This window comes from Acidovorax sp. LjRoot66, assembly GCF_964253305.1.
Classification (GTDB): domain Bacteria; phylum Pseudomonadota; class Gammaproteobacteria; order Burkholderiales; family Burkholderiaceae_C; genus Acidovorax.
The window spans coordinates 6,159,769-6,183,417 of sequence record NZ_CAXUQU020000001.1; the positions used below are offsets into that span (position 1 = coordinate 6,159,769).

Genomic DNA, 23,649 nt, shown 5'->3' on the forward strand with positions numbered 1-23,649 from the left:
CCCGAAGAGGCAGCCTGGTGGTGGATGAAGGGGATCAGTGGCCGGCCGAGGCCCGCTCGAACAGCGTCTTTGCCAGGGCGTTGTGCCGCCCCAGCACCACGGGCAGGTCGGCCGTGAGCAGGCGGCCGCCCTCAATCACCACGCGGCCGTTGATGACGCTGGTGTCGGCGTTGGCCGGCGTGCAGAACACCAGGGCCGCCACCGGGTCGTGGCCGGCACCGGCGAAGCCGACGGCGGACATGTCGAAGGCCACGAAGTCGGCCGACATGCCGGGCGCCAGCGCGCCGATGTCGTCGCGGTTGAGCACGCGCGCGCCGCCCAGGGTGGCGATCTCCAGCGCCTCGCGCGCGCCCATGGCGGCGGGGCCGTGGCCCACGCGCTGCAGCAGCAGGGCCTGGCGCGCCTCGCCGAGCATGTGGGCGCCGTCGTTCGACGCGCTGCCGTCCACCCCCAGGCCCACGGGCACGCCCGCATCGCGCATGCTGCGCACGGGCGCAATGCCCGAGGCCAGGCGCATGTTGGAGCAGGGGCAGTGGGCCACGCCCGTGCCGGTGCGCGCGAACAGGGCAATGCCCTCGGGGTCGAGCTTGACGCAGTGCGCATGCCACACGTCGCGGCCCACCCAGCCCAGGCTCTCGGCGTACTGCGCGGGGGTGTGGCCGAACTGCTCGCGCGAGAAGGCCACGTCGTTGTCGTTCTCGGCCAGGTGGGTGTGCAGCGACACGCCGTGCGCGCGCGCCAGCAGGGCCGACTCGCGCATCAGCGCGCGCGTCACCGAGAACGGCGAGCACGGCGCCAGCACCACGCGCAGCATGGCGTGGCGCGAGGCGTCGTGGTACTGCTGTATCAGGCGCAGGCTGTCGCGCAGGATGGCCTCTTCCTCCTCCACCACGGCATCGGGCGGCAGGCCGCCCTTGCTGCGCCCCAGGCTCATGGAGCCGCGCGCTGCGTGAAAGCGCATGCCCATCTGCTGCGCGGCGGCGATGGCGTCGTCCAGGCGCGCGCCGTTGGGGTACAGGTACAGGTGGTCGCTGGTGGTGGTGCAACCCGAGAGCATGAGCTCGGCCATCGCCGTCTGGGTGGACACATGCACCATCTCGGGCGTGAGGTGCGACCACAGCATGTAGAGGTTGGTGAGCCACGAGAACAGCTCCGCATCCTGCGCCGCGGGCACGGCGCGCGTGAGGCTCTGGTACATGTGGTGGTGGGTGTTGACCAGGCCCGGCAGTACCACGCGCCCGCGCATGTCGAGCACCCGGGCCGCGCCCTCGTCGGCCATGCGGCGGTACTGCAGCGGCAGCTCAGCCGTGGGGCCCACCCACTGCACGGCCGGGCCATCGGCTACCAGGGCGCCATCACGGATCTCGCGGCGCTGCGCGTCCATGGTGACGAGGACATCGGCGTTCAGGGCTATCAGGGTGGTCATGGGGCTTCTCGTTCTTCGCTAATCGATGACGCCAGTCTAGGAACGGCAGTGCATCTGCGATAGCGCCGAATTGCGCCTGGGGTGTCCACAAAATGTGGACACATGAACCTGCGGAGTTCAGCGCGCGGTAGCGAACAGCCGCGCCAGCGCGTCGCCAATGTTGGCCGCCATCAGCTCGGCCGCGGCGCTCAGTTGCCCCTTGGCGCGCGCCGCCAGCACCAGGGTCTGGCGCGCGAGGTGGGCGTCGCGCAGCGGCACGAAGACCAGGGCATTGCGGGCGCGCTCTTCCATCACGTCCAGCGGGTTGAGCAGGGCGATGCCCTCGCCCAGCGCCACCAGACGCAGGATCAGTGCCATCGAGGTCGATTCGGCCACGGGCGTGACCTTGATGGCATTGCGCTCGAAGGCCTCATCGAGCAGCGTGCGGATGGTCAGCTGCGGCGCGGGCAGGATGAGCGCGTGGCCGATGCAGTCGCTGAGCAGCACGGACGACTGGCGCGCCAGCGCATGCTTGGGCGGCACCACGGCGCCGATGGGCCATTCGCTGGCCGACAGGGTGCGCAGGGCGGCTTTCAGCGACAGGTCGTAGCCCAGGCCCAGCTCGGCATCGCCGCGCTCCACGGCGGACGGTATTTCGGCAATCGGCAGGTCGATGATGCGCACCGCGATGCCCGGGTAGCGCTGGCGAAAATCGTGCACCAGCGAAGGCAGCAGCGAGCCGGCCAGGCCCGCCGTGGTGGCCACGGAGATCTCGCCCCGGCGCTCGTCCTTGAACTCCGCAATGCGCTCGCGCAGCGCCGCATGCTCACGCAGGGTGCTGCGCACATGGGCCAGCACCATCTCGCCCAGCGGCGTCAGGCGCAGCCGGTTATGGATGCGGTCGAACAGCGGCGCACCCAACTCCGCCTCCAGGTCGAGGATCTGGCGGTTGACCGCCGTAGGCGCCACGTGCAGGTGCTCGGCCGCCTTGCGGATGGAACCGCGGCGGACCACTTCGTCGAGGTAGCGAAGAACTCGGGCGTGCATGGCGCGCAGGTTACCCGGTTTGCCGGGCGATGCTGCGTCCGGCACGGCTTCAAGCGGCTCACAAAACTCAGCGAAGCGGTTCTGGCTAGGCGTCGCGTCGCAGGCAGTACGGGTAGTACGACAAGACTCGGCAACGACGCCAGAAGAGTTTTTTGAGCCGCGCTCAGCGCTTGGCGGAGCGCAAGGTGCGGCTGAGCAATATCACCGGCACCAGCCCCACCGCTACCAGGGCCAGCGAGGGCAGCGCCGCCTCGCCCAGGCGCTCGTCGCGAGCCAGCTGGTAGGCCACCACGGCCAGGGTGTCGCTGTTGAAGGGGCGCAGCACCATGGTGGCGGGCAGCTCTTTCATCACGTCCACGAAGACCAGCAGCGCGGCGGCGGCGGTGGAGCGCTTGAGCAGGGGCCAGTGCACACGCGCCAGCAGGCCGGCGCTGCCCGTGCCCAGCATGCGCGCCGAGTCGTCCAGGCTTTGCGGAATGCGCGCGTACCCGCTTTGCATGGACTGCAGCGCCACGGCGCAAAAGCGCACCAGGTAGGCCCAGACGATGCCCACGGCCGTGGCCGTGACCAAGGCACCCACGCCCCACTGTGGCACGGCCGCCTGCAGCCAGCCCACGGGCAGCAGCAGGCCGACCACGATGACGGCGCCGGGCACGGCGTAGCCCAGGCTGACCAGTTGCACCACGCCGCGCGTCACCGCATCGGCACTGCGGCGCACCGCAAAGGCCAGCGCCAACGCCACGATGACAGCCAGCACGGCGGTGATGGCGCCCAGGCGCACGCTGTTGCCGGCCCACTCGATGAAACGAGTCCAGGGCAGCACCGACCAGTCGGCCGCCAGCGGGCGCAGCATGAAGACCACGGGCGCGACAAAGCCCATGAGCACCGGCAGGCCGCACACGGCCCAGGCCAGCAGGCGGCGCCCGCCGCGCAGCGCCAGGGGCTGGGCCTCGGCCGAGCCGGCGCGGCCCAGGCCGCCGGCAAAGCGCATGCGCTTCTGTGCCCGCTGCTCCAGGTGCAGCAGGGCCATCACCACCACCAGCAGCATGGTGGCCAGCTGTGCGGCGGCCAGCCGGTTGTCCATGGACAGCCAGGCCTTGTAGATGCCGGTGGTGAAGGTCTGGATGCCGAAGTAGCTGGCCACGCCGAAGTCGGCCAGCGTCTCCATCAGCACCAGGGCCACGCCGGCGGCCACGGCCGGGCGCGCCAGCGGCAGGGCCACGGCGCGGATGCGCCGGGGCAGCGGTGCACCGAGCAGGCGCGCGGCCTCCATCAGGTGCGCGGCGCGCTCGCCCAGCGCCGTGCGCGCCAGCAGGTAGACATAGGGGTACAGCGAGAAGATGAACACCCAGACCGCGCCGCCCAGGCTGCGCACCTCGGGCAGCAGCCGGCCTTCGAGCCCGAAGGTGGCGCGCAACCCCACCTGCAGCGGGCCGCTGAACTGCAGGAAGTCGGTGTAGGCATAGGCCGTGACATAGGCCGGCATGGCCAGCGGCAGCAGCAGCAGCCACTCGAAGGTGCGCCGGCCGGGGAAATCGAACAGCGTCACGGCCGCCGCCGCCCCCGTGCCCACGATGGCCGCGCCCAGCGCCACCAGCACGCTCAGCCACAGCGTGGTCCACACATAGCCGGGCAGCACGGTGGCAGCCATCTCGCGCAGGATGGGGCCAGCCAGCGCATCGGTCTGCCCAAACGGCAGCCACGAGGCCAGCACCGCCAGCACGGGCAGGACCAGGATGCCGGCGAGCAGGACCAGGGGAAGGGTGTGGAGGAAGCGAAACGGTGTGCGGCGCAAGGCAAAAGGGCTCGGCAAAGGGGTCAGGGCACGCCGGCCCCGCGCCCGGGGCAGCAGGGAAGTTCGGAAATGCAAATGCGAATTTTAAGCATTCGAGCCCATCCACCTAAAATGGGGCCATGTTCCTAGAGGTCTCCCAACTTGAAGTGCGCTATGCCGGCCGCCCCCGTGCGGCGGTGCAGAACGTGTCCCTGGGCCTGCGCGCGGGCGATATCGGCGTGCTCATCGGCCCCTCGGGCTGCGGCAAGACGACCCTGCTGCGCGCCGTGGCCGGGCTCGAACCCGTGTCGGGCGGGCAGATCAGCCTGACGCAGAAGGTGGTCAGCAGCGCCAGCGTGAGCGTGCCGCCCGAGCAGCGGCGCATCGGCATGGTGTTCCAGGACTATGCGCTGTTTCCGCACCTGTCGGTGGGGCGCAACGTGGCCTTCGGCATCCACCACCTGCCGCGCGCCGAGCAGGCGGCGCGCGTGGCCGAGGTGCTGGCGCTGGTGGGGCTCGAAGGCAGCGAGCAGCGCTTTCCGCATGAATTATCGGGCGGGCAGCAGCAGCGCGTGGCGCTGGCGCGCGCGCTGGCGCCGCGCCCGCAGCTGATGCTGCTGGACGAGCCGTTCTCGAACCTCGACGTGGACCTGCGCGAGCGCCTGGCGCACGAGGTGCGCGGCATCCTCAAGGCGGCGGGTGCCACGGCCCTGTTCGTCACGCACGACCAGTTGGAGGCCTTTGCCATTGGCGACGTGATCGGCGTCATGCACGAAGGCCGGCTGCACCAGTGGGACGATGCCTACACCCTGTACCACCGCCCGGCCACGCGCTTCGTGGCGGACTTCATCGGCCACGGCGTGTTCGCCCCCGCCACCCTGGTGCAGCGCGGGGACAACGTGGTGGCGCAGACGCCGGTGGGCGAGCTCACCGACCTGGCCGAATGCCCCCTGCCCGCCAGCTACCCCGGCGGCGAATGCGATGTGCTGCTGCGCGCCGATGACATCGTGCACGACGACGCATCCCCGGTGCAGGCGCAGATCGTGCGCAAGTCGTTCCGCGGCTCGGAGTTCCTGTACACCCTGCGCCTGGCCAGCGGCCAGAGCGTGCTGGCGCATGTGCCCAGCCACCACGACCATGCCGTGGGCGAGTGGATCGGCATACGCGCCGAAGCAGACCATGTGGTGACCTTCCCCCGTGAGGCAGAAGCCGGCACCGCCTGAGCTGCCACAAAGGGCGTCACGGCGCCGTCATGCAAGGCGGCAAGAATCGGTGGCAATTCGCAGCATCACCGGTTCTTCCTGCATGTCTTTTCTCGCCAGTCGCCTGGCCGCTGGCGCCTTCGTCCAGGCGGCACGGCCCTTTTCCCTTGTGGACCCAGCCGGAGCCGGCGCATGAACGGCCCCGATTTCGAACGCTTTCAGGCCAACGCGCAGGACTGCGGCGTGCTGTTCTACTACGCCGGTGAGTTCACGCCTGCCGTGGTGGCCGCAGCGGCCGACTCGCTCAAGCAGCGCCTGACCACCGAGGATGCCTCCGGCCCGGCCAAGCGCAAGCTGTTCTCCACCTTCGTGGAGATGGCGCACAACATCCTGCACTATGCGGTGCCGCCCGACGACGACGCGCAGACAACGGCAGCGGCTGATGTGCCCGCAGCGCCCGCCCCCAAGGGTGCCATCGGCGTGGGCAAGGACCTGCCTGCCGCCGGGCTGGAGGGCGATGGACCACCACAGTACTGGATCGTCTGCAGCAACGCCGTGGACATCGCCCACGTGCCCCGGCTTACCGACAAGCTCGACGCCCTGCGCGCCATGAGCCTGGAGGAGATCAAGCAAAGCTACCGGGAGCAACTGCGCAACCCCGACCACAACGCCACCGACACGCTGAGCAAGGGCGCCGGCCTGGGCCTGCTGACCATTGCGCGCGATGCCAGTGCGCCGCTGGAATACAGCTTTGCGCCCAGCCCCGATACCGAAGGGCGCACCGCCCTCTTCCACGTCAAGGCGCGAATCTAATCCAGAAAACGCCCTGCGTGCTCCGGCGCGGGCACCATGCAGACGTCCGACCGCCCCCAGATGCGATACCGGTTGCGTGCCACCAGCCGGTACAGCGCATCGCGCAGCGGTGCCGGCACCAGCCAGCCCACCCAGGCCAGCCGCCAGGGCCAGCCCAGCGCGTGCAGAATGCGCAGGATGGCGGCGGTGTGCTGCCAGGTGCGGCCACCGTCTTCCTTGTCCTCCACCACCAGCAGCGTCTGCAGGCCATCGACCTGAAGGCCCGCCTCGTGCAGCAAGCGCAGGCCCTCTTGCCCCTGGATGGAGGCAAAGCGGACGCGGCCCGCGCGGTCATGGCGCAGCAAAAACTGCACCCAGCCATTGCACAGCAGGCACTTGGCGTCGAAGACGACAATCATCGCAGTGCGGTGTCGAAGACGACAATCATGCGCACTGGGCGTCGGCAGGCACCTGCAGATGCCCCCGGTAGGCCACCACCTGGCCGATCCAGGGTACGGTGGCCTGCACATCGAAGTGCAGTTGGTCATCGCCCTGCCCCGTCTCGCGCGCCACGATGGCGGGCTGCAGCCAGCGCGGGCAGGGAATGCCCATAAAACGCATGCGCACCAGGCGCATCTCCAGCCGACCGCCCTCGACCGCCGTGAGGCCAAACAGCAGCCGCGCCGCACCCATGTGCTCCTCGACAAAGCCCGGCGCCTCGCGCAGGGTGGAGCGCATGGTGCGCGTGGGGAAGATGCGTGTCCAGACCTCGGCGCCCGGCGTGGCATCGAGCTCGAAGCGGATGGCGCCCTGCCCCGCCTGCTGCGGCGCCCCGAGCCCCCAGGCCAGCACCCGGCCCAGCAGCGATGCGGGTGCCTGTACCTGCACCTGTCCATGCAGCACCTGCGCCCCCGCCAAGCGGTGAAAGCGCGCCACTGGGGACGCCAGCCGATCAAAGTCCACTCCCATCACGCGCTGGTACAGCGTGGCGGGTGTGGCAGCAGGGGATGCGGTGGAGGTCATGGAGCGGTGCGTCGGCAGGGAGGGGCGGCCAAAAGCCAACATGCGGTCAGTCTACCCGGAGCATTGCAGCAGGCACAAAAATGCGGGCCGCAGCCCGCGCATACCCATGAGGGTGTGCCTCAACCTTTTGGCTTGCGCTGCAGGCCTTCCAGGGCATTGAGGTCCACCTGCGACAGCATGCCGCGCAGGTCCTGCACGCCCACGCGGTCGCCTTCAATGCCGACCACCAGTCCGTTCTTGAGCACGGTCTTGAACTCGGCGCGGCTGCCGTCCTTGCGGTAGCTCTGGTGCAGGGTACGGCCGTTTTCCTGCCAGGTCTTTTCGGCGCTGCTCTGGTCTTCCTTCTCGCCCTGGCCCATGCCCATGGCCAGGGCCGCCATTTGGCCCAGGCCGCCGATGTCGATGATCTCGATGCGCACGCGCTTGTCGCCGCTACCGTAAGAGGCGCTGGCCTGGCTGGTGGGCAGGCCCAGGGCCGCGCCGTCCTGCACGTCGAAGCCCGTGCGTGGCATGCCGCCCAACTGCTCGGGCAGCGCGGCCTTGAGGGACTGGGCCGCCACGGCCTGCCCGCCACCCATCATGCCGGCGGCTGCGGCCACGGCACCGCTGTTGGCGGCGGCGATGGCGGCGGGGTCCTGGCTCTTCTGGGCCTTTTCCATCTGGCGTGCGGCCTCTTCCATCTTCTTGCTCGCGGCTTCGAGGCCCGCAGTGTCGATGGTGACCTTGCCGCCGGGGGTGTTCACCGAGATCGCAGGGGCATCGGCACCGCTGAACATGGCGCCGCCACGGGGCATGAAGAGCGAACTCACGGCGCCGATGATGACCCCCACCACGATGCCCGCGACGATCACCACGGCGGTGTAGGCGATGGACTTTTCGGGGTTGCTGCGCATGAGCACCGGCAGGCCCAGGTAGACCAGGTAGATGGAGTACAGCGCCGCGACGAAGCCCAGCATGGCCAGGGCCGGCAGCAGGCTGAAGATGCCGCCCAGCAAGGCTGCCGTGCTGCCGTAGACCGCGACCTTGAGCGCCTGGATGGAATTCTTCTGCCCGCCGAAGGTGGGCGCCAGCGCATCGATGATGAGGCCCAGCACGAACACGCCCACCAGGCTCAGCACGTACGAGACCACCATGTTGATCAGGCCCGAGAAGATGGGCACCCGCATGGTGAAGCCAAAGCCGCCAAAGCCGATCAGCGACATGCCGATGAAACCACAGACCGCAGGGATGATCGCCAGGATCATCAGGTACTGGGTGTACAGCCCCGCCACATCAACCGGCTCAGACTCGATGGTGACCCAGGTCTCCTTGGGTTTGAGAAGAATGCTCTTGACGCGTTCGATCAGGTTCATGGCGGTGCCCTCCCGGCAGTGTGAATGGAGCCCTGCGCCCCCGAACTGGGATGCAGGCCTGTTGACAACTGGTGCGGACGATAAGGCAATTGGGAGCACTTACACGCAGGTGCAAAAGCCCGTGGCGCCGCAAATGTGGAATATGCACGGTTTCGGGCGGGCAGGCTACTCCGGCTGTCCGGCAGAAAGCGCCGGTACCCGCTTCGTGCAGGGCCAGATGGTCGCGGTGCCCAAGCGCGCTGCGCCTGGGGCCTGGCGGTCAACAGGGCTGCTCTACTCAGGCTCCGTCAAGGGACCGCAAGGCTGCGCAAGTCGAGCACCGCCTGGTAACCCGGCTGGTAGCTGGCACGCCGCACCTCCCCGGCAATGGCGCGGCACACCGGTTTGTTCTGCCCGGCCAGCACGAGCCACGTGGCCTTTATGGCTTGCGCCGACCGCACCGGGTCGCTCGCCATCTGTTCGACACGTTGCCAGAAGTCGGTACTGCCCCGCAGCCGCACGAACCGGGCCATGTGCCAGAACTCCCTGCGCACACGCCGCCCCAGGTAGTCCAGGGCAACCCCTTCCAGCTGCTGCAGTTCCTCACGGGTCAGCACGATGCGCTTGAAACGGTGCCACACCACCTGCTTGTGGTAGCCCGACCGGTGGTACCACGGGTCGGCCTGCAGGAACGCCAGCGCAGCCGAGACGTCCGGGCTGCTGCCATCGATGAACTGCTCCCACGCCAGGCCCCCACCCGGAAAGAACAGGTCGTCGTACACATCATGAAAATCGCTGCACGCGTCTTGCCACTGCTTGTTGGCCGCCGCAGAGGCTAAACACTCTGCGCAGGTTTCGCCGATGCGCCCGTACAACGCGCGCAGCCGGGCCGCATGGGCGTGCATGGTCTGGACGAGATCGCTCAACGGCAAGGCAGGCTCCAGGTGAGCCTGCGGAGAGAAACGCGACATGCTAAGACTGTACTAGCGCAGGGCCAGGTTGCAAACCTGGCCGCGACAACTACCCACAGAGGTGGCGGCCTGCTACATCACCCCTGCACAGGCGGTGCAGGCACCGGTTCGGGAGGTGTTTCGGAGGGCGACTGGGAAGGCGGGGGCTCCGGCGTCTGGGCCGGAGTTTGGCTGGGCGCGGGCGCAGGGGTCTGCTGCGGCGTGGTGCTGGTCGATGGCACCGGGGACTGGTACTGCGACGATGCCGGGGGAATGGCCGGCTGTAGTCCAGGCACGATGGCAGGCGTGTTGACGCCCTGCGCCACGGCGGCTATGGAACTGAAGACCAGAACCATCCACACGCTGAGCTGTTGAATGAATCGCATAGCTGCTGCCTCCATCAAGGATAGAGGCCAGTATCGCGCGTGCCGCCTGGGCGCCAAGTCGGACAACTGCCCAATCGGCTGCGGCTGCCTAGCTGCGCCGCAACCGATCCACCACCCCCTGCAAATCCTGCGTAAACACCCGCCGATCCCGCCCCGCAGGCAGCTCGGGCTCGCCATAGTGCACCACGGCCTCGATGGCCGGGGCGCTCAGGGTGCGCCAGATGGAGCCGACCAGGGTTTCGTCGCCGATGTAGCTGGGGGCGAAGCTCAGGTCGCCGGTGGTGCGGTCGACAAAACGCAGGCCCACGGGTTGCACGGGGGCGTTGGCGGCGATGGCGGCCTGGATGAGATTGGCGTGGAAGGGCAGTATCTCGCGCCCGTCGCCGGTGGTGCCCTCGGGGAAGACGCCGAGAACCTCGCCGCGTTCCAGCGACTCCTGCATGGTGCGCACCATGCGCAGGGCGTCGCGGCGCGAGGCGCGCTCGATGTACAGGGTGCCGGCGGCGGTGGCCAGGCCGCCGATGACAGGCCAGGCCTTGACGTCGGACTTGGAGACGAAGCGGCAGTGGCGGGCCGCGTGCATCACGGGGATGTCGAGCCAGGAGATGTGGTTGGCCACCAGCATGACAGGCCCCGAGACGGGGGGCTGGCCCTGCAGGCGCAGCGAGATGCCGATCTTGGCCAAGAGCTCCATGGACCAGGCCTGCACACGGGCGTGCTGCTGGTCGGGCGAGAGCGCGGGAAAGCGCAGCGCCACGATGGCCAGGCCCTTGGCGATGTGGCCCAGCATGCGCAGAAGGCGCCACAGGGCGCGCAGGGCCTTCATCGCGCGGTTGTGAACAGCATGGTACCGACCGGACCGCTCAGCCGCCGCGGTCGAAGGCGACCTGCCCGCCGACCAGGGTGGTGCGCACACGACCCGGCAGCTCGTAGCCAAGGAAGGGGGTGTGCTTGCCCTGGCTGCGCAGTGCGTCGCCATGCACCGTCCACGCGGCGGCGGGGTCGAAGATGCACAGGTCGCCCACGCCGCCTTCGACGATCTGGCCCACGCTGGCCTGCAGCGTGCCCAGGGCACTGCCCAGCACGCGGGCCGGGTCGGCCGTGACGGCCGAGAGGGCGCGGCGCAGGGGAATGCCGCTGTCTTGCGACCACTTGAAGGCCAGGCTCAGCAGCAGCTCAAGGCCGGTGGCGCCAGGCTCGGCCTCGGCGAATGGCAGGGTCTTGGCGTCTTCGTCCACGGGGGTGTGGTCGGACACCAGCACGTCGATGGTGCCGTCGGCCAGCGCGGCGCTGAGCGCGTCGCGGTCGCGCTGCTGGCGCAGCGGGGGCGACAGGCGGGCGCGGCTGTCGAAGAAGCCGATGTCCACGTCGGTGAGGTGCAGCGAGTTGATGCTGACGTCGGCCGTGACCTTCAGGCCATCGGCCTTGGCGCGGCGGATCAGCTCCACGCCGGCGGCGCTGCTGATGCGGCACAGGTGCACGTGCGCGCCGGTGCTGCGCTGCAGCTCGAAGATGGTGTGCAGGGCAATGGTCTCGGCCGCCACGGGCACGCCCGACAGGCCCAGGCGCGTGGCCAGCGGGCCGCTGGCGGCCACGCCCTTGCCCAGGTGCAGCTCTTGCGGGCGCAGCCACACGGTGTAGCCGAAGGTGGCGGCGTACTGCAGAGCACGCTGCGTGACCTGGGTGCTGGCCAGCGGCACCTCGGCCTGGCTGAAGCCCACGCAGCCGGACTCGGTGAGCTCGGCCATTTCGGTCAGCACCTCGCCGGCCAGATTGCGGGTGAGCGCGCCCAGGGGGAACAAGCGACTCTGGTGCAGCTTTTCGGCGCGGAACTTGAGCATCTCCACCAGACCGGGCTCGTCGAGCACGGGGTCGGTGTCGGGCGGGCAGACCAGGCTGGTCACGCCGCCGGCCACGGCGGCGGCCATCTCGGATTCGAGCATGCCTTCGTGCTCATGGCCGGGCTCGCGCAGGCGCGCGGCCAGGTCCACCAGGCCGGGCAGCACGTAGCAGCCGGCGGCATCGATCACGCGGTTGGGCGCAAAGTCGGGCGGCACGCGGTTGATGCCGACGATGCGCCCCGCCGCCAGGGCGATGCTGCAGGTCTGGTCAAAACCGGATGCGGGGTCGATCACCCGGCCGTTCTGGATCAGTATTTTCATGCTTCATTCCCCGCGACGATGGACATGACGGCCATGCGCACTGCAATGCCGAAGGTCACCTGCGGCAGGATCACGCTCTGCTGGCCGTCGACCACGGCAGAGTCGATCTCCACGCCGCGGTTGATGGGGCCGGGGTGCATGACGATGGCGTCGGGCTTGGCCAGCTGCAGCTTTTCCTGCGTGAGGCCGAAGCTCTTGAAATACTCCTGGCTCGATGGCAGCAGCGCGCCGCTCATGCGCTCGTTCTGCAGGCGCAGGGTGATGACCACGTCTGCGTCCTTGATGCCCTCTTCGAGGGTGTGGCACACGCGCACCCCCATCTGCGACATGTCGGACGGCACCAGGGTGCGCGGGCCCACCACGCGCACTTCGGCGCAGCCCAGGGTGGTCAGGCCGTGGATGTCGGAGCGCGCCACGCGCGAGTGCAACACGTCGCCCACGATGGCCACCGTGAGGTTGCTGAAGTCCTTCTTGTAATGGCGGATGGTGTACATGTCCAGCAGCCCCTGCGTGGGGTGGGCATGCCGGCCGTCGCCCGCGTTGATCACGTGCACGTGGGGGGCCACGTGCTGGGCGATGAGGTAGGGTGCACCCGATTCGCTGTGCCGCACCACGAACAGATCGGCCGCCATGGCCGAGAGGTTGGCGATGGTGTCGAGCAGCGATTCGCCCTTGCTGGCCGAACTGCGCGCGATGTCGAGGTTGATCACGTCAGCCGACAGGCGCTTGGCCGCGATCTCGAAGGTGGTGCGTGTGCGGGTGCTGTTCTCGAAGAACAGGTTGAACACGCTCTTGCCGCGCAAGAGGGGCACCTTCTTGACCTCGCGGTCGTTGACGCTCACGAAGTTGGCGGCGGTGTCGAGGATGTGCGTGACGATGTCGCGCGGCAGGCCTTCGATGGACAGCAGGTGGACGAGTTCGCCGTGGCCGTTGAGTTGGGGGTTGCGCTTGTGCAGCACGGTCAGGCCTCTTGGACGGGATGGACTTGGAATTGGAAGACACCCTGCTCGTCGCGCGCCAAGGCCAGCGATTGGGTGGCCGGCAGCGCCACGCGGGCGGCGGCAAACTCGGCATGCACCGGCAGCTCGCGCCCGCCGCGGTCGACCAGCACGGCCAGGCGCACACTGGCGGGGCGGCCGTAGTCGAACAGCTCGTTGAGCACGGCGCGGATGGTGCGGCCGGTGTACAGCACATCGTCGAGCACGATGATGTCGGCGCCGTTGACGTCAAAGGGCAGTGTGGTCTGCGCGCCGGCCGACAGGCCGCGCTGGGCAAAATCGTCGCGGTGCATCACCGACGAGAGCACGCCGGGGGCGCCTTCGAGGCCCAGGTCTTTCTGCAGGCGCTCGGCCAGCCAGGCGCCGCCCGAGGCGATGCCCGCCAGGCGCGTGCTGCCGGGGCTCATCATGCTGCGCACGCCGCGCAGCAGCTCGCGGTACAAGGCCTCGGCGTCGAGCACCAGGCTGCCGCCGGATGCGGCAGGTGCGCCCGATGAGGGGGTCGTCGTCGTCATGGAAGATTCCTCAAAAACTGTTCCAGGATGATGCAGGCCGAGGCGGCATCGGCATCCTTGGCGCCACCAGACAGGGCCTCGGTGGTGCTGTAGCGCTCGTCGACCTCGAACACCTGCAAGCCGAAGCGGCCGCGCAGCTGGCGCCCGAACTTCAGGGCACGCTCGGTGTTCTCGTGGCTGGCACCGTCGGGGTGGAAGGGCACGCCGATCACCAGGGCGTCGGGCTGCCACTCCTTGATGCGCTGGGCCACCTGCACAAAGCGGGCGTCGCCCTCGGCCTTGATGGTCTCTTGCGGGCTGGCGCTGCGCAGCAGGCGGTTGCCGGTGGCCACGCCCGTGCGCTTGAGGCCAAAATCGAAAGCTAGAAAGGTCTGGAAATGCGCAGGCACGGCCGGCTGGGCGGGCAAGCCGGTCATGCGTGCCCCGCCTCGGGCGAGAGCATCCAGGCCTGCAGGCCCAGCAGGGCCAGCGCGCGGTCGTAACGCTCGGCCACGGGGGTGTCAAAAATCACCGACAGGTCGGCCGCCACGGTGAGCCAGGCGTTTTCGCCCAGTTCCGATTCAAGCTGGCCCTCGCCCCAGGACGAATAGCCCAGGGTGATGAGCACCCGGCGCGGGCCTGCGCCAGTGGACAGGGCTTCGAGCACGTCCTTGGAGGTGGTCATCTCCAGGCCGCCGGGAATGGTCATGGTGGAGGCGTAGGCCGATTCGTCGGTTTCGGCCCGGTCCATGAGCATGGGTTCGTGCAGCACGAAGCCGCGCTCGGTCTGCACCGGGCCGCCCGAGAAGACGGGCGCGGTGCGCAGGTCTTCCCGGCGCAGGGACAGGTCGACCTTGTCGAACAGGCCCTTCAGGGTGATGTCGGTGGGCTTGTTGATGATGAGCCCTAAAGCGCCACGCTCGCTGTGCTCGCACAGGTAGACCACACTGCGCGCGAAAGACTCATCCTCCAGACCGGGCATCGCGATCAGGAAGTGATGCGTCAGGTTGATGGGCGCAGAATCGATAGACATATGTGCCAATTTTAACGGTGAACATGGAGCCCTCTTATTCCACCGGACTCGTCTGGTTCCGCCGCGACCTGCGAGCGACCGATCACGCAGCCCTCTACCACGCCCTGACCGCATGCCAGAAGGTGCACTGCGCCTTCGTTTTCGACACGGAAATCCTCGACCCCCTGCCCAGAAAGGACCGGCGCGTGGAGTTCATCCGCGAGTCGCTGGGGGAGCTGGACGAGCACCTGCGCACCCTGTCGGGCCATGCCAGCGGGGGGCTGATCGTGCTGCACGCGGTGGCCAGCGATGCCCTGCCCGCCCTGGCCGAGGAGCTGAAGGTGGATGCCGTCTACACCAACCACGACGACGAGCCCCAGGCCCTGGCGCGCGACAGCCGGGTGCGCACCCGGCTGGCGGCGGCCGGGCGGGCGTTTCACACCTACAAGGACCACACGCTGTTCGAGCGCAGCGAGGTGCTCACGCAGACGGGCAAGCCCTACAGCGTGTTCACGCCCTACAAGAACGCCTGGCTCCGCAAGATCGACGCCTACTATCTGAAAAGCTACCCCGTGGAACCCCATGCGGGCCGCCTGGCACCCCGGCCCGAGGCACATCGCCGGGCGGTACCCGGTTTGCAGGCCCTGGGATTCGAGCCGGCAGGGCTGTCGCAACTGGCCCTGCCCGCGGGGGCCAGCGGCGCGCAGCGCCTGTTCGAGGATTTTCGCCAGCGCATCGCGCGCTATGAGGACACACGCAACTTTCCGGCCGTCAAGGGGCCCAGCTACCTGAGCGTGCACCTGCGCTTTGGCACCATCTCCCCGCGCCTGCTGGCCCGCACGGCCCATGCGCTGATGGTGCAGGGCAACCAGGGCGCCGCAACGTGGCTCAGCGAGTTGATCTGGCGCGACTTCTACCACCAGATCCTGGCGCACCACCCGCAGGTGGTGGAGCACAGCTTCAAGCCGGCCTATGACGCTATTCGCTGGGAGAGCGGCCCCGAGGCCAAAGAACTTTTTGCCGCCTGGTGCGAGGGCCGCACCGGCTACCCGCTGGTGGATGCGGCCATGGCCCAGATCAACCAGACGGGTTACATGCACAACCGCCTGCGCATGGTGGTGGCCAGCTTTCTGGTGAAGGACCTGGGCATCGACTGGCGCTGGGGCGAGGGCTACTTTGCCACCCAGCTCAACGACTTCGACCTGGCGGCCAACAACGGCGGCTGGCAGTGGGCCAGCTCCAGCGGCTGCGATGCGCAGCCCTACTTTCGCATCTTCAACCCGGTGAGCCAGAGCGAGAAGTTCGACGCCAAGGGCCAGTTCATCCGCAAGTACCTGCCGCAGCTGGCCGCCCTGCCCGATGCGGCACTGCACGCCCCGTGGGCAGCCAAGCCGCTGGAGCTGCAGGCAGCCGGGGTGGTGCTGGGCCGCACCTACCCCCACCCCATCGTGGACCACGACGAGGCGCGCAAGCGCACTCTGCAAAGGTATGCCGTGGTGAAGACTGCGGCGGAATGAGGGCGCTGCAGCCGCCCGGGGCGAGGCGGCGCGGTCAGAACCTCGAGTCGCGCGGCTTCTCGGCCATCTGCATGCCGCCATCGTCGATGGCCAGTGAATTGCCCGATGCCAAGCGCAGGCGCAGGGTGACGTCGGTGCGGTTGTCGGCATTGGCCACGGCTTCGGCCGGGGTAATGGAGCCGGCCTCCACCAGGGCCAGCAGCGACTGGTCGAAGCTGCCCATGCCCTGCTCGGTGCCGCGGATGATGGCGGTCTTGAGCTCGTCGACCTGGCCCTTCTGGATCAGGTCGGCCACATAGGGCGTGAGCAGCATGACCTCGGTGGCGGGCACCAGGGTGCCCTTGACGCTCTTGATCAGGCGCTGCGCGACAACAGCCTTCAGGCTCAGCGACAGGTCCATCAGCAGTTGCTGGTGGGCCGTCTCGGGGAAGAAGTTCAAGATGCGCTGCACCGACTGGCTGGCGTTGTGCGCATGCAGGGTGGACACGCACAGGTGGCCCGACTGGGCGTAGTGCAGCGCATGCTGCATGGTGGCGCGGTCGCGGATCTCACCGATCAGGATCACGCTGGGTGCCTCGCGCATGGCGCGGCGCAGGGCCTCGTCGTACGACAGCGTATCGAGCCCCACCTCGCGCTGGGTGACCAGGGACTTCTTGTGGTTGTGCAGGTACTCGATGGGATCCTCGATGGTGAGGATGTGCCCGTTGGCGTGCTCGTTGCGGTGGTCCAGCATGGCCGCCAGCGTGGTGGTCTTGCCCGAACCCGCCGCGCCCACGGTCAGGATCAGCCCGCCGTTCAAGAACGCCAGCTGCTTGAGCACCGGCGGCAGACCCAGTTGGTCAAGCTGCGGAATGTTCGACACCACATGCCGCACCACGATGCCGACCTGGCCGCGCTGCATGTGGATGTTGAAGCGAAAGCGCTCGCCGTCCGGCGTGGTGTACGAGAGGTCGCACTCCATGGTGGCTTCGAACTCCTCGCGCTGCGCCTTGCGCATCACCGAGTAGGCCATCATGCGGATATCGTCGGCGCCCAGCACCTGGCGCGAGATGGGAACGTACAGCCCCTGGCGCTTGACCGTGGGCGAGGCGCCCGCGAGCAGAAACAGGTCGGACGCGCCTTCGCGCGCCACCAGGCCCAGGCAGGCCAGCAGCCGGCTGTCGCCGGCAGGTGAAGTCGACTCCATCGGTACCTCTGATCAGGCTGACAGACACAAACAAGCCGCAGGTCCCCACAAACACCAACGCCTGCACCGGTGAGGGATGCAGGCGTCGGGTGGTTTGTCAGGCCTCTGCGGCAGCGGCGATGCGGGCGTAGTGCTGAATCAGGCTGAGCAGCTCTTCGTCCGAGTAAGGTTTGCCCAGGTAGTGGTTCACCCCGAGCTCCATCGCATGCTCGCGGTGCTTCTCGGCAATCCGCGAGGTGATCATGATGATGGGCAGATCGCGCAGTGCACCGTCGGCGCGGATGTTGCGCGCCAGATCGAAACCGTCCATGCGGGGCATTTCGATGTCCGACAGCACCACCGTGGGGCGCTCGTCCTGCAGGCGTTCCAGCGCTTGCAGGCCGTCTGCGGCCAGGGCCACGCGGTAACCTTCGCGCTGCAGCAGGCGCTGCGTGACGCGGCGCACGGTGATGGAATCGTCCACCACCAGGATCAGCGGCACCTGGCTGATGCCCGATGGCAGCGGCGCAACGGTCGCACCCTTGGCATCCACCCGGTCGGTGACCATCGGCAGGTCGGCGCTGGCGGCACGTACCTGGTCGCCGTACACGGTGGACAGGGCCACCGGGTTGTAGATCAGCACCACGGCACCCGAAGCCAGCACGGACATGCCGGCCAGGCCAGGCAGGCGCGACAGCTGCGGCCCGAGGTTCTTCACCACCACTTCCTGGTTGCCCAGCACTTCGTCCACGTGCATGGCGATGCGCTGCGAGGCGCTTCGGAAGACCACCACGGGGCGGGTCTTGCCGACCGATTCATGGCTGCGGGCCGAGGCCTGCAGCAGCGCACCGGCCCAGAAGAAGGGCAGTTGCTCCGTGCCGTCGTCGAAGTGGCTGGACTTGTAGGCTTCCTGCAGGTCGGCCACCGAAGTACGGCGCACGATTTCCACCAGGTTGGCAGGCACCCCGATGGACAGGTCGCCGGCCCGCAGCATCACCACCTGCGTGACCGCTGTGGTCAAGGGCAGGATCATGCGGAAGGCAGCGCCCTTGCCGGTTTCGGTCGTGGTCTCGATGCGGCCGCCCAAGGCATTGATTTCGGAGCGGACCACGTCCATGCCGATGCCCCGGCCGGCCAGGCCGGTCACTTCGCTGGCGGTACTGAAACCGGGCGTGAAGATCAGGTTGGCGGCGTCGGCATCGCTCAGGTCCAGGCCCGGCTCGATGAGCCCCTGGGCGATGGCCTTTTCGCGGATGCGCGGCAGGTTCAGGCCGGCGCCGTCGTCGCGGAACTCCACCGACACGTCGTTGCCTTCGTGGTGCAGGTCCACCGTGATGGTGCCCGATGCCGGCTTGCCGGCGGCCACGCGGGCTTCGGGGTTCTCGATACCGTGGGCCACGCAGTTGCGCAGCAAGTGCTCGAAGGCGGGGGTCATGCGGTCCAGCACGCCGCGGTCCATTTCGATGGAGCCGCCGGTGATATCGAGCTTGATCTGCTTGCCGGTTTCCTTGGACGCCTGGCGCACCACGGCGTACAGGCGTTCGGCGATGCCTTCGAACTCGACCATGCGGGTGCGCAGCAGATCGCGCTGCAGCTCACGCGCCTGGCGGCCCTGGGCGATCAGGTCGTCTTCGGCGCCTTCCATGGTGCGCTGCAGGTTGCGCTGTACGGTGGCCACGTCGTTGACGGACTCGGCCATCATGCGGGTCAGCTCCTGCACACGGGTGAAGCGGTCGAACTCCAGCGGGTCGAAGCCGGCGGCCGAGTCCTTGGACAGCGCCAGGCGCGATTGCATCTGCGATTCGGCCTGCACTTCGATGTCGCGCAGCTGCAGGCGCAGGCGGTCCAGGTTGCCCGACAGGTCGGTCAGCGAGGAGCGGAACTGCGACAGGCGCACGTCCAGCCGCGAGCGGCTGATCATCACCTCGCCCGCCTGGTTGACCAGACGGTCCAGCAGTTGGGCGCGCACGCGCACCGACTGGTTGGCTGCGACACGCAGCGGTGCCAGTTGCGACGGACCCGCCAGGCGAGCGGCTGGCGCCACGGCGGCAGCAGCAGGCCGCTGCTCCGGGGTGCTGGCTGCAGTTGCCGCAGAGGCGGCGGGCTGTGCCGCTGCAGCGGCTGGCACTTGGGCGGCCACTGGCGGGGTGACGACAGCATCGGCCGGGCCCTGGCTGCCAATGGCACTCAAGGCAGCGAAGTTGGCCTGCAGGCCGTCAAAGCTGGCTTGCAGCGGCTCGATCTCGGCGCTGGTGACGGTGTCCACATCGAGCTGCTCGATGGCGGACTCCAGGCGGTGGGCCATTTCGCCCAGGCGCATGGCACCGGCCAGCCGCGAGCTGCCCTTGAGCGTGTGCAGTGCGCGCAGCACTTCGCTGCGGGCGCCCAGGTTGTCGGGGCGCGAGGCCCATTGGCGCAGGGCGCCGCCCAACTGGGGCAGCAGTTCCTGGGCTTCTTCTTCGAAGATCGGGAAGAGGTCGGGGTCGATCACGTCGATGACGTCGATGTCATCGTCAAGGTCGGACGACAGCGCCACCGCACGCGCGATGGCGTCGTCCACATCCTGGTCGTGGTCGCTGTCGTGCACCACCGGCGACAGCGCGGGTGCCACATGCCCGGTAGGGACGACAGAAAGGACGGGCGCCACCTCAGCCGCTGCCAGCGCTGCCGCAGCGGAATCCTCAGCCTCGGCCTCGGCATCCCGGACTGGCTCATCGTCGATCTCATCCTCGATCGGGGTCAGGGTGTTGTCGACCTCGGTCTGCAGGATCTGGCGCAGCGCTTCCAGCACTTCCTGGCTGGGCTCCTTGAGGAAACCGGCGGCGAACTGGTGCAGCAGGCGGCGGATGTCTTCCGCCGCATCCATGAAGACGCGGGCCTGCTCTTCGGAGCCGCGCGTCTGCAGCTGTACATGCTGCAGCGCATGCTCAAGCACGCGTGCCATTTCGGACAGCGCGTTGAAGCCCACCGTGGCAGAGCTGCCCGCCAGCGAATGCGCGAGGGCCACGGCCGTGTCCGGCAGGGGTTCGTGCAGCTCCAGCGACCATTCCTGCAAGCAGGTGACGAGGCGGCGCGACCATTCGTCGGCTTCGTTCAGGTAGACGTTGTACAGCGGGATGCCGATGCGCAGCGTCTCGATGACCTTGACAGCCTCGTCGAAGGAAGCCTCTTCGGCCACGGGCGCAGCGACCGGTGCCACGGGGATTGCCGGGGTTTCTGGCAGCACATCGAGGACGGGCTCCAGCACCGCTTCAACAGGCTGGGCGGGCTCGGCCACCACGGCCGGGGCCTGCAGTTCAGGCTCGGGGGCAAACTCCAGAACGGCTTCGGGCTCCGGCGCGGCCTCGGGCTGTGCGGGGGCGCCGGCTTCCAGCAACTGGTCGTCGAGCGCGAATTCGAACGGGGTGTCGAACACGGCCTGCACCACCGGCTCGGGCACGGGTGCAGGAGCTGGCTCTGCGGCGATCTCGACGGCATCGAGCAGCGGCAGGTCGAAGTCCACCACCGTGGCGGCGACTGGCTCGACCACAACGGGAGGCTCGATGGCAGGTGCGTCGATGCTGTCGGGCACCTGCGCGACGGCTTCGGCGAACACCGCGAAGTCGATCTCCTCGGTGACCGTGGAGCTGGTGTCGGGAACTTCCTTGGGCGCCTCGAGCGCGATGATCTCGGGCTCGACGGCGTCTTCAGGGACTTCGGTGGAAACGAAGTCGGCGTGGACGATTTCTTCGTCTTCGTGCGGCAAGGCCTCGGGCGCTGGCTCCAGGGCGACGGGGGCATCGACCAGTTCCGGCACAGGCACGAAGTCTTCCACCGGCTGGGGCACGGCCTCAGGCAGCTCGGCGGGCACTTCTGCCACGGTGTTGTCGGCAGGCACCTCGATCAGGGAGGCGACCTCGGCAGGGCCGCCCGTCAATGGCAGCAAGGTGCCATCCTGGCGCATGGCCTCTGCGGCCTTGCGGAAGGCCTCGGGTTGCCAATGGGTCGGATTGCCCGAGGCCAGGCTGTCGGCCCAGTCGCCAAAGGCGTGCAGCGTATCGGTGGACAGCTGCAGCAACGGCGCGTGCATGGGCTTTTGTTCGGCCAGCCAGGCGTTGAGCACCTGCTCCATCGACCAGGCGGCTTCGCCGAAGTCGTTGAGGCCCACCATGCGCGAGCTGCCCTTCAAGGTGTGGAAGGCACGGCGCAGCGTGGTCTGCTCGCTCAGTTCACCCGGCTCGTTGCGCAGGGTGGCGATGGCTGCCAAGCCGGTGGTGACGACTTCGCGCGCTTCCTCCAGGAAGATTTCGAGCAGTTCGTCTTCGACGTCCACCGGGGGGCGCACCACGAGTGCCGGCAAGGCGGCGGCTGGCGCCGTGGCTGGCACGGGGGCCACAGGTGATGCGGGCGCAGCACCCAGGTGGCCGAAGCCGATGTCGGGAGCCAGTTGCTCGACCGGTGCCGGGGCGGGCGCGGGCTCGGCAAATTCGCCGGGCAGGGGCGAGAAGTCGGTGGGGGCGCTTTCGGGCTCTTCGACCGGGAAGCGCGGCACCACATCGGGCAGCGGAATGGCGGCGCGCTCGTCGAGCTTGGCGGGCGTGACTTCCTGGGTGTCGCTGACGCGGGCGCGCGTGCGGCCCGTGAGGATGCGCAACTCACCCAGTTCCTCGTCGTAGACGAAGAGCTTGCGCGCCATGGCGCGCTGGTAGCTGAGCATGTCGATCAGGAAGCCCAGGGCCCCCATGCTGCTGCCCAGCTTCTCGAAGACGGGCTGGCGCTCTTCCTCGGGGATGTCGTTGATCAGCAGGCGGTCCACGGTGTCGCGCATGCGCACCACGGCCAGCGAGGCCTGGTCCAGGCCGAGCACGGACAGCACGCCGCGCATCTGCGCCATGTGCCCGGGCACCGGCGCCAGCACCGTGGGGTCCTTGGGGTCGCGGAAGAACAGGTCCAGCGATTTTTCCGCCTCGGCCAGGGTGGCGCGCAGTTCGTCCACCACGCTGCCCATGGTCTGGTTGTCGCTGACACGGCGGTACAGCTCTTCCATCCAGCCTTCCAGGGGCTCGGGTTCGGCGCCGGAGCCCACGGCTTCAAGCCGCTCGGACAGGCGGGCAGCGCGCACGGCCATCTGGTCTTCGGCCGCATCAAGCTCTTCGAACGCAGCCTGCAGGTACAGCACCGAGGTGGCCACCTCCATGGCCAGAGCAGCCGATGGCGGCTCGCCAGACTTGGTGGTGGTGTCCATCACGTGCGTGAGCGCCGTGGCCAGCTTCTCGCTGCCAGGGCTGAGCTTGCGCAGCGAATCGCAGACCAGGCTGAACTGGTCGGCAGCGGGCTTGATCTTGTTGCGGTCACCGCCGGCCAGGGCCGACCAGGTTTCGGTGGCGGCGGCAATGCGCTTGCGGGCCTGGGCCAGCACGGCAGGGTCGAAACGGCCAAAGCGCGCGGTGTCGTAGTCCACCGGCTTGAAGCGGTCCAGGCTGAAGGCATGGCGCACGGTCATCAGCGCGGGGAACTTGGCCTCTGCGCCCGCAGGCACCGTGGTCTGCGAGCAGAAGAACAGCAGGTCCTGCACCAGGCGGTCGGCAATGGTGTTGTCGCCCTTGGCCAGGGTGGCGTACTGCATGAGCACGCGGGAAGCCACGCGCTTCGCATACACGTCCGCTGGCAGCAGGCCGCCGGCAAAGGCTTCGAAGAAGGCAGCGCAGATCTTCCAGAACGCGCGCGACTGGCGGTCCGACTGGGCCGCAACCAGGCCCAGGCAGGTTTCGTACATGCTGCGGGCGGCCTTGAGGTCGCCCGTCTTGACGATGCGCAGCACCGCCGCGTCCAGGTGCGCCCGCGCCTGCGGGCCATAGGGCAGGGGTTCCGCAGGGATGGTGACTTCCGGTTCGCGGAAACGCCGCTCCACAGGCCACAGGTCTGCGGGGTGCACGCGCTCGGCTCCGGCCAGGGCCTGGGCCTCACGGTACTGGGGAAACAGGGCGACGGGCGAGACGGACTTGCCGGACAGCACGCTTTCCAGGTATTCGATCAGGCCGAAGCTGGCTTTTTCGATGGTGCTGGTGGCCTCATCGGTGCACAGCTCAGGGCGTTGCACAAAGCGCTGCACGGCGGACTCCATGGCCCGCAGCACGAGGGCCGGTGGCCCCATACCGACCATTTCCAGCGCGCCGCTGGCCTGGTGCAGTTGCTGCCTTGCAATGCGCAAGGCGCCGGCGTCGAGCGCCGCAAGGTCCGACTCGGTCGCTGTTTCCACGTCGCGCACAAAGCGGCGCATCGACTTGACAGCGCCCCCCAGGGATTTGCGCAGTTCGTCGAGCACCCAAGCCAAAGGACCCAGGTCCTGCTCTCCCTGGGTCCAGTCTGCGGCCGGTGCATTTTTGACATCAATAGATGGCATGGGTTCGTC

19 protein-coding genes are annotated in these 23,649 nt (G+C 68.5%); 3 read left to right on the plus strand and 16 right to left on the minus strand.

The features are described 5' to 3' along the window. Nucleotides 1-34 precede the first annotated feature (34 nt). The 3 genes from ACSQ3Y_RS28880 to ACSQ3Y_RS28890 all read right to left on the minus strand — a co-directional run bounded on the left by ACSQ3Y_RS28880 (nt 35) and on the right by ACSQ3Y_RS28890 (nt 4,247). Complete coding sequence (locus tag ACSQ3Y_RS28880) at nt 35-1,426, minus strand: 8-oxoguanine deaminase (RefSeq protein WP_436179663.1); 1,392 nt, start codon at nt 1,424-1,426, stop codon at nt 35-37. 117 nt (nt 1,427-1,543) lie between these two features. Then, nucleotides 1,544-2,452: a LysR family transcriptional regulator gene (locus ACSQ3Y_RS28885; RefSeq protein ID WP_436179664.1), complete on the minus strand. Its 909-nt coding sequence runs from the start codon at nt 2,450-2,452 to the stop codon at nt 1,544-1,546. A 163-nt stretch (nt 2,453-2,615) separates the two neighbouring features. Then, complete coding sequence (locus ACSQ3Y_RS28890) at nt 2,616-4,247, minus strand: ABC transporter permease (protein ID WP_057269006.1); 1,632 nt, start codon at nt 4,245-4,247, stop codon at nt 2,616-2,618. A gap of 119 nt (nt 4,248-4,366) precedes the next feature. On the opposite strand from ACSQ3Y_RS28890, the gene ACSQ3Y_RS28895 reads away from it, so the two are divergent. Further along, nucleotides 4,367-5,449 (plus strand): ABC transporter ATP-binding protein, encoded by a 1,083-nt coding sequence (locus ACSQ3Y_RS28895; RefSeq protein ID WP_436179665.1) that lies wholly within the window; start codon nt 4,367-4,369, stop codon nt 5,447-5,449. A gap of 171 nt (nt 5,450-5,620) precedes the next feature. Beyond that, nucleotides 5,621-6,241, plus strand: coding sequence for a DUF6272 family protein (locus tag ACSQ3Y_RS28900; protein WP_436179666.1), 621 nt, complete (start codon nt 5,621-5,623; stop codon nt 6,239-6,241). Here the strand turns inward: ACSQ3Y_RS28900 and ACSQ3Y_RS28905 are convergent. The 11 genes from ACSQ3Y_RS28905 to ACSQ3Y_RS28955 all read right to left on the minus strand — a co-directional run bounded on the left by ACSQ3Y_RS28905 (nt 6,238) and on the right by ACSQ3Y_RS28955 (nt 14,597). Further along, nucleotides 6,238-6,639, minus strand: a complete 402-nt coding sequence (locus tag ACSQ3Y_RS28905; RefSeq protein ID WP_436179667.1) for a thiol-disulfide oxidoreductase DCC family protein — start codon at nt 6,637-6,639, stop codon at nt 6,238-6,240. The two genes, ACSQ3Y_RS28900 and ACSQ3Y_RS28905, sit on opposite strands and share 4 nt — an antisense overlap. Before the next feature lie 25 nt (nt 6,640-6,664). Then, nucleotides 6,665-7,243, minus strand: coding sequence for a DUF4166 domain-containing protein (locus ACSQ3Y_RS28910; protein ID WP_436179668.1), 579 nt, complete (start codon nt 7,241-7,243; stop codon nt 6,665-6,667). Nucleotides 7,244-7,362: 119 nt separating this feature from the next. Next, a complete protein-coding gene (locus ACSQ3Y_RS28915) occupies nt 7,363-8,595 on the minus strand; it encodes a Yip1 family protein (RefSeq protein ID WP_436179669.1) in 1,233 nt (410 codons plus the stop codon). 287 nt (nt 8,596-8,882) lie between these two features. Continuing rightward, nucleotides 8,883-9,506, minus strand: a complete 624-nt coding sequence (locus ACSQ3Y_RS28920) for a hypothetical protein (RefSeq protein WP_436179670.1) — start codon at nt 9,504-9,506, stop codon at nt 8,883-8,885. A gap of 116 nt (nt 9,507-9,622) precedes the next feature. Continuing rightward, on the minus strand, nt 9,623-9,910 hold the full coding sequence (locus ACSQ3Y_RS28925; protein WP_436179671.1) for a hypothetical protein: 288 nt from the start codon (nt 9,908-9,910) through the stop codon (nt 9,623-9,625). 88 nt (nt 9,911-9,998) lie between these two features. Further along, a complete protein-coding gene (locus ACSQ3Y_RS28930) occupies nt 9,999-10,736 on the minus strand; it encodes a lysophospholipid acyltransferase family protein (protein WP_436179672.1) in 738 nt (245 codons plus the stop codon). Nucleotides 10,737-10,773: 37 nt separating this feature from the next. Further along, nucleotides 10,774-12,072: a dihydroorotase gene (locus ACSQ3Y_RS28935; protein WP_057269011.1), complete on the minus strand. Its 1,299-nt coding sequence runs from the start codon at nt 12,070-12,072 to the stop codon at nt 10,774-10,776. Next, nucleotides 12,069-13,031, minus strand: a complete 963-nt coding sequence (locus ACSQ3Y_RS28940; RefSeq protein ID WP_057201754.1) for an aspartate carbamoyltransferase catalytic subunit — start codon at nt 13,029-13,031, stop codon at nt 12,069-12,071. Before ACSQ3Y_RS28940 ends, ACSQ3Y_RS28935 begins: the two co-directional genes overlap by 4 nt. 2 nt (nt 13,032-13,033) lie before the next feature. Continuing rightward, a complete protein-coding gene (gene pyrR, locus ACSQ3Y_RS28945) occupies nt 13,034-13,585 on the minus strand; it encodes a bifunctional pyr operon transcriptional regulator/uracil phosphoribosyltransferase PyrR (RefSeq protein ID WP_057201753.1) in 552 nt (183 codons plus the stop codon). Next, complete coding sequence (gene ruvX, locus ACSQ3Y_RS28950) at nt 13,582-14,001, minus strand: Holliday junction resolvase RuvX (RefSeq protein WP_305742512.1); 420 nt, start codon at nt 13,999-14,001, stop codon at nt 13,582-13,584. Before ruvX ends, pyrR begins: the two co-directional genes overlap by 4 nt. Continuing rightward, the gene (locus ACSQ3Y_RS28955) at nt 13,998-14,597 is read right to left on the minus strand and encodes a YqgE/AlgH family protein (protein WP_057201751.1); all 600 of its coding nucleotides are present in this window, start codon (nt 14,595-14,597) and stop codon (nt 13,998-14,000) included. The genes ruvX and ACSQ3Y_RS28955 overlap by 4 nt, the downstream gene beginning before the upstream one ends. A gap of 23 nt (nt 14,598-14,620) precedes the next feature. On the opposite strand from ACSQ3Y_RS28955, the gene ACSQ3Y_RS28960 reads away from it, so the two are divergent. Next, nucleotides 14,621-16,093 (plus strand): cryptochrome/photolyase family protein, encoded by a 1,473-nt coding sequence (locus ACSQ3Y_RS28960; protein ID WP_436179673.1) that lies wholly within the window; start codon nt 14,621-14,623, stop codon nt 16,091-16,093. Between the two features lie 34 nt (nt 16,094-16,127). Here ACSQ3Y_RS28960 and ACSQ3Y_RS28965 read toward each other — a convergent pair whose 3' ends face one another. Together ACSQ3Y_RS28965 and ACSQ3Y_RS28970 are read right to left on the minus strand one after the other, a co-directional pair. Continuing rightward, nucleotides 16,128-17,279, minus strand: a complete 1,152-nt coding sequence (locus tag ACSQ3Y_RS28965; protein WP_057201749.1) for a PilT/PilU family type 4a pilus ATPase — start codon at nt 17,277-17,279, stop codon at nt 16,128-16,130. Nucleotides 17,280-17,376: 97 nt separating this feature from the next. Further along, nucleotides 17,377-23,640, minus strand: a complete 6,264-nt coding sequence (locus ACSQ3Y_RS28970; RefSeq protein ID WP_436179674.1) for an Hpt domain-containing protein — start codon at nt 23,638-23,640, stop codon at nt 17,377-17,379. Nucleotides 23,641-23,649: the final 9 nt, after the last annotated feature.

Coding starts and splice junctions, on each gene's coding strand:
- ACSQ3Y_RS28880 (WP_436179663.1), bottom strand. CDS start 1,426: ATGACCACCCTGATAGCCCTGAACGCCGATGTCCTCGTCACCATGGAC.
- ACSQ3Y_RS28885 (WP_436179664.1), bottom strand. CDS start 2,452: ATGCACGCCCGAGTTCTTCGCTACCTCGACGAAGTGGTCCGCCGCGGT.
- ACSQ3Y_RS28895 (WP_436179665.1), top strand. CDS start 4,367: ATGTTCCTAGAGGTCTCCCAACTTGAAGTGCGCTATGCCGGCCGCCCC.
- ACSQ3Y_RS28900 (WP_436179666.1), top strand. CDS start 5,621: ATGAACGGCCCCGATTTCGAACGCTTTCAGGCCAACGCGCAGGACTGC.
- ACSQ3Y_RS28905 (WP_436179667.1), bottom strand. CDS start 6,639: ATGATTGTCGTCTTCGACGCCAAGTGCCTGCTGTGCAATGGCTGGGTG.
- ACSQ3Y_RS28910 (WP_436179668.1), bottom strand. CDS start 7,243: ATGACCTCCACCGCATCCCCTGCTGCCACACCCGCCACGCTGTACCAG.
- ACSQ3Y_RS28915 (WP_436179669.1), bottom strand. CDS start 8,595: ATGAACCTGATCGAACGCGTCAAGAGCATTCTTCTCAAACCCAAGGAG.
- ACSQ3Y_RS28925 (WP_436179671.1), bottom strand. CDS start 9,910: ATGCGATTCATTCAACAGCTCAGCGTGTGGATGGTTCTGGTCTTCAGT.
- ACSQ3Y_RS28930 (WP_436179672.1), bottom strand. CDS start 10,736: ATGAAGGCCCTGCGCGCCCTGTGGCGCCTTCTGCGCATGCTGGGCCAC.
- ACSQ3Y_RS28935 (WP_057269011.1), bottom strand. CDS start 12,072: ATGAAAATACTGATCCAGAACGGCCGGGTGATCGACCCCGCATCCGGT.
- pyrR (WP_057201753.1), bottom strand. CDS start 13,585: ATGACGACGACGACCCCCTCATCGGGCGCACCTGCCGCATCCGGCGGC.
- ruvX (WP_305742512.1), bottom strand. CDS start 14,001: ATGACCGGCTTGCCCGCCCAGCCGGCCGTGCCTGCGCATTTCCAGACC.
- ACSQ3Y_RS28955 (WP_057201751.1), bottom strand. CDS start 14,597: ATGTCTATCGATTCTGCGCCCATCAACCTGACGCATCACTTCCTGATC.
- ACSQ3Y_RS28960 (WP_436179673.1), top strand. CDS start 14,621: ATGGAGCCCTCTTATTCCACCGGACTCGTCTGGTTCCGCCGCGACCTG.
- ACSQ3Y_RS28965 (WP_057201749.1), bottom strand. CDS start 17,279: ATGGAGTCGACTTCACCTGCCGGCGACAGCCGGCTGCTGGCCTGCCTG.
- ACSQ3Y_RS28970 (WP_436179674.1), bottom strand. CDS start 23,640: ATGCCATCTATTGATGTCAAAAATGCACCGGCCGCAGACTGGACCCAG.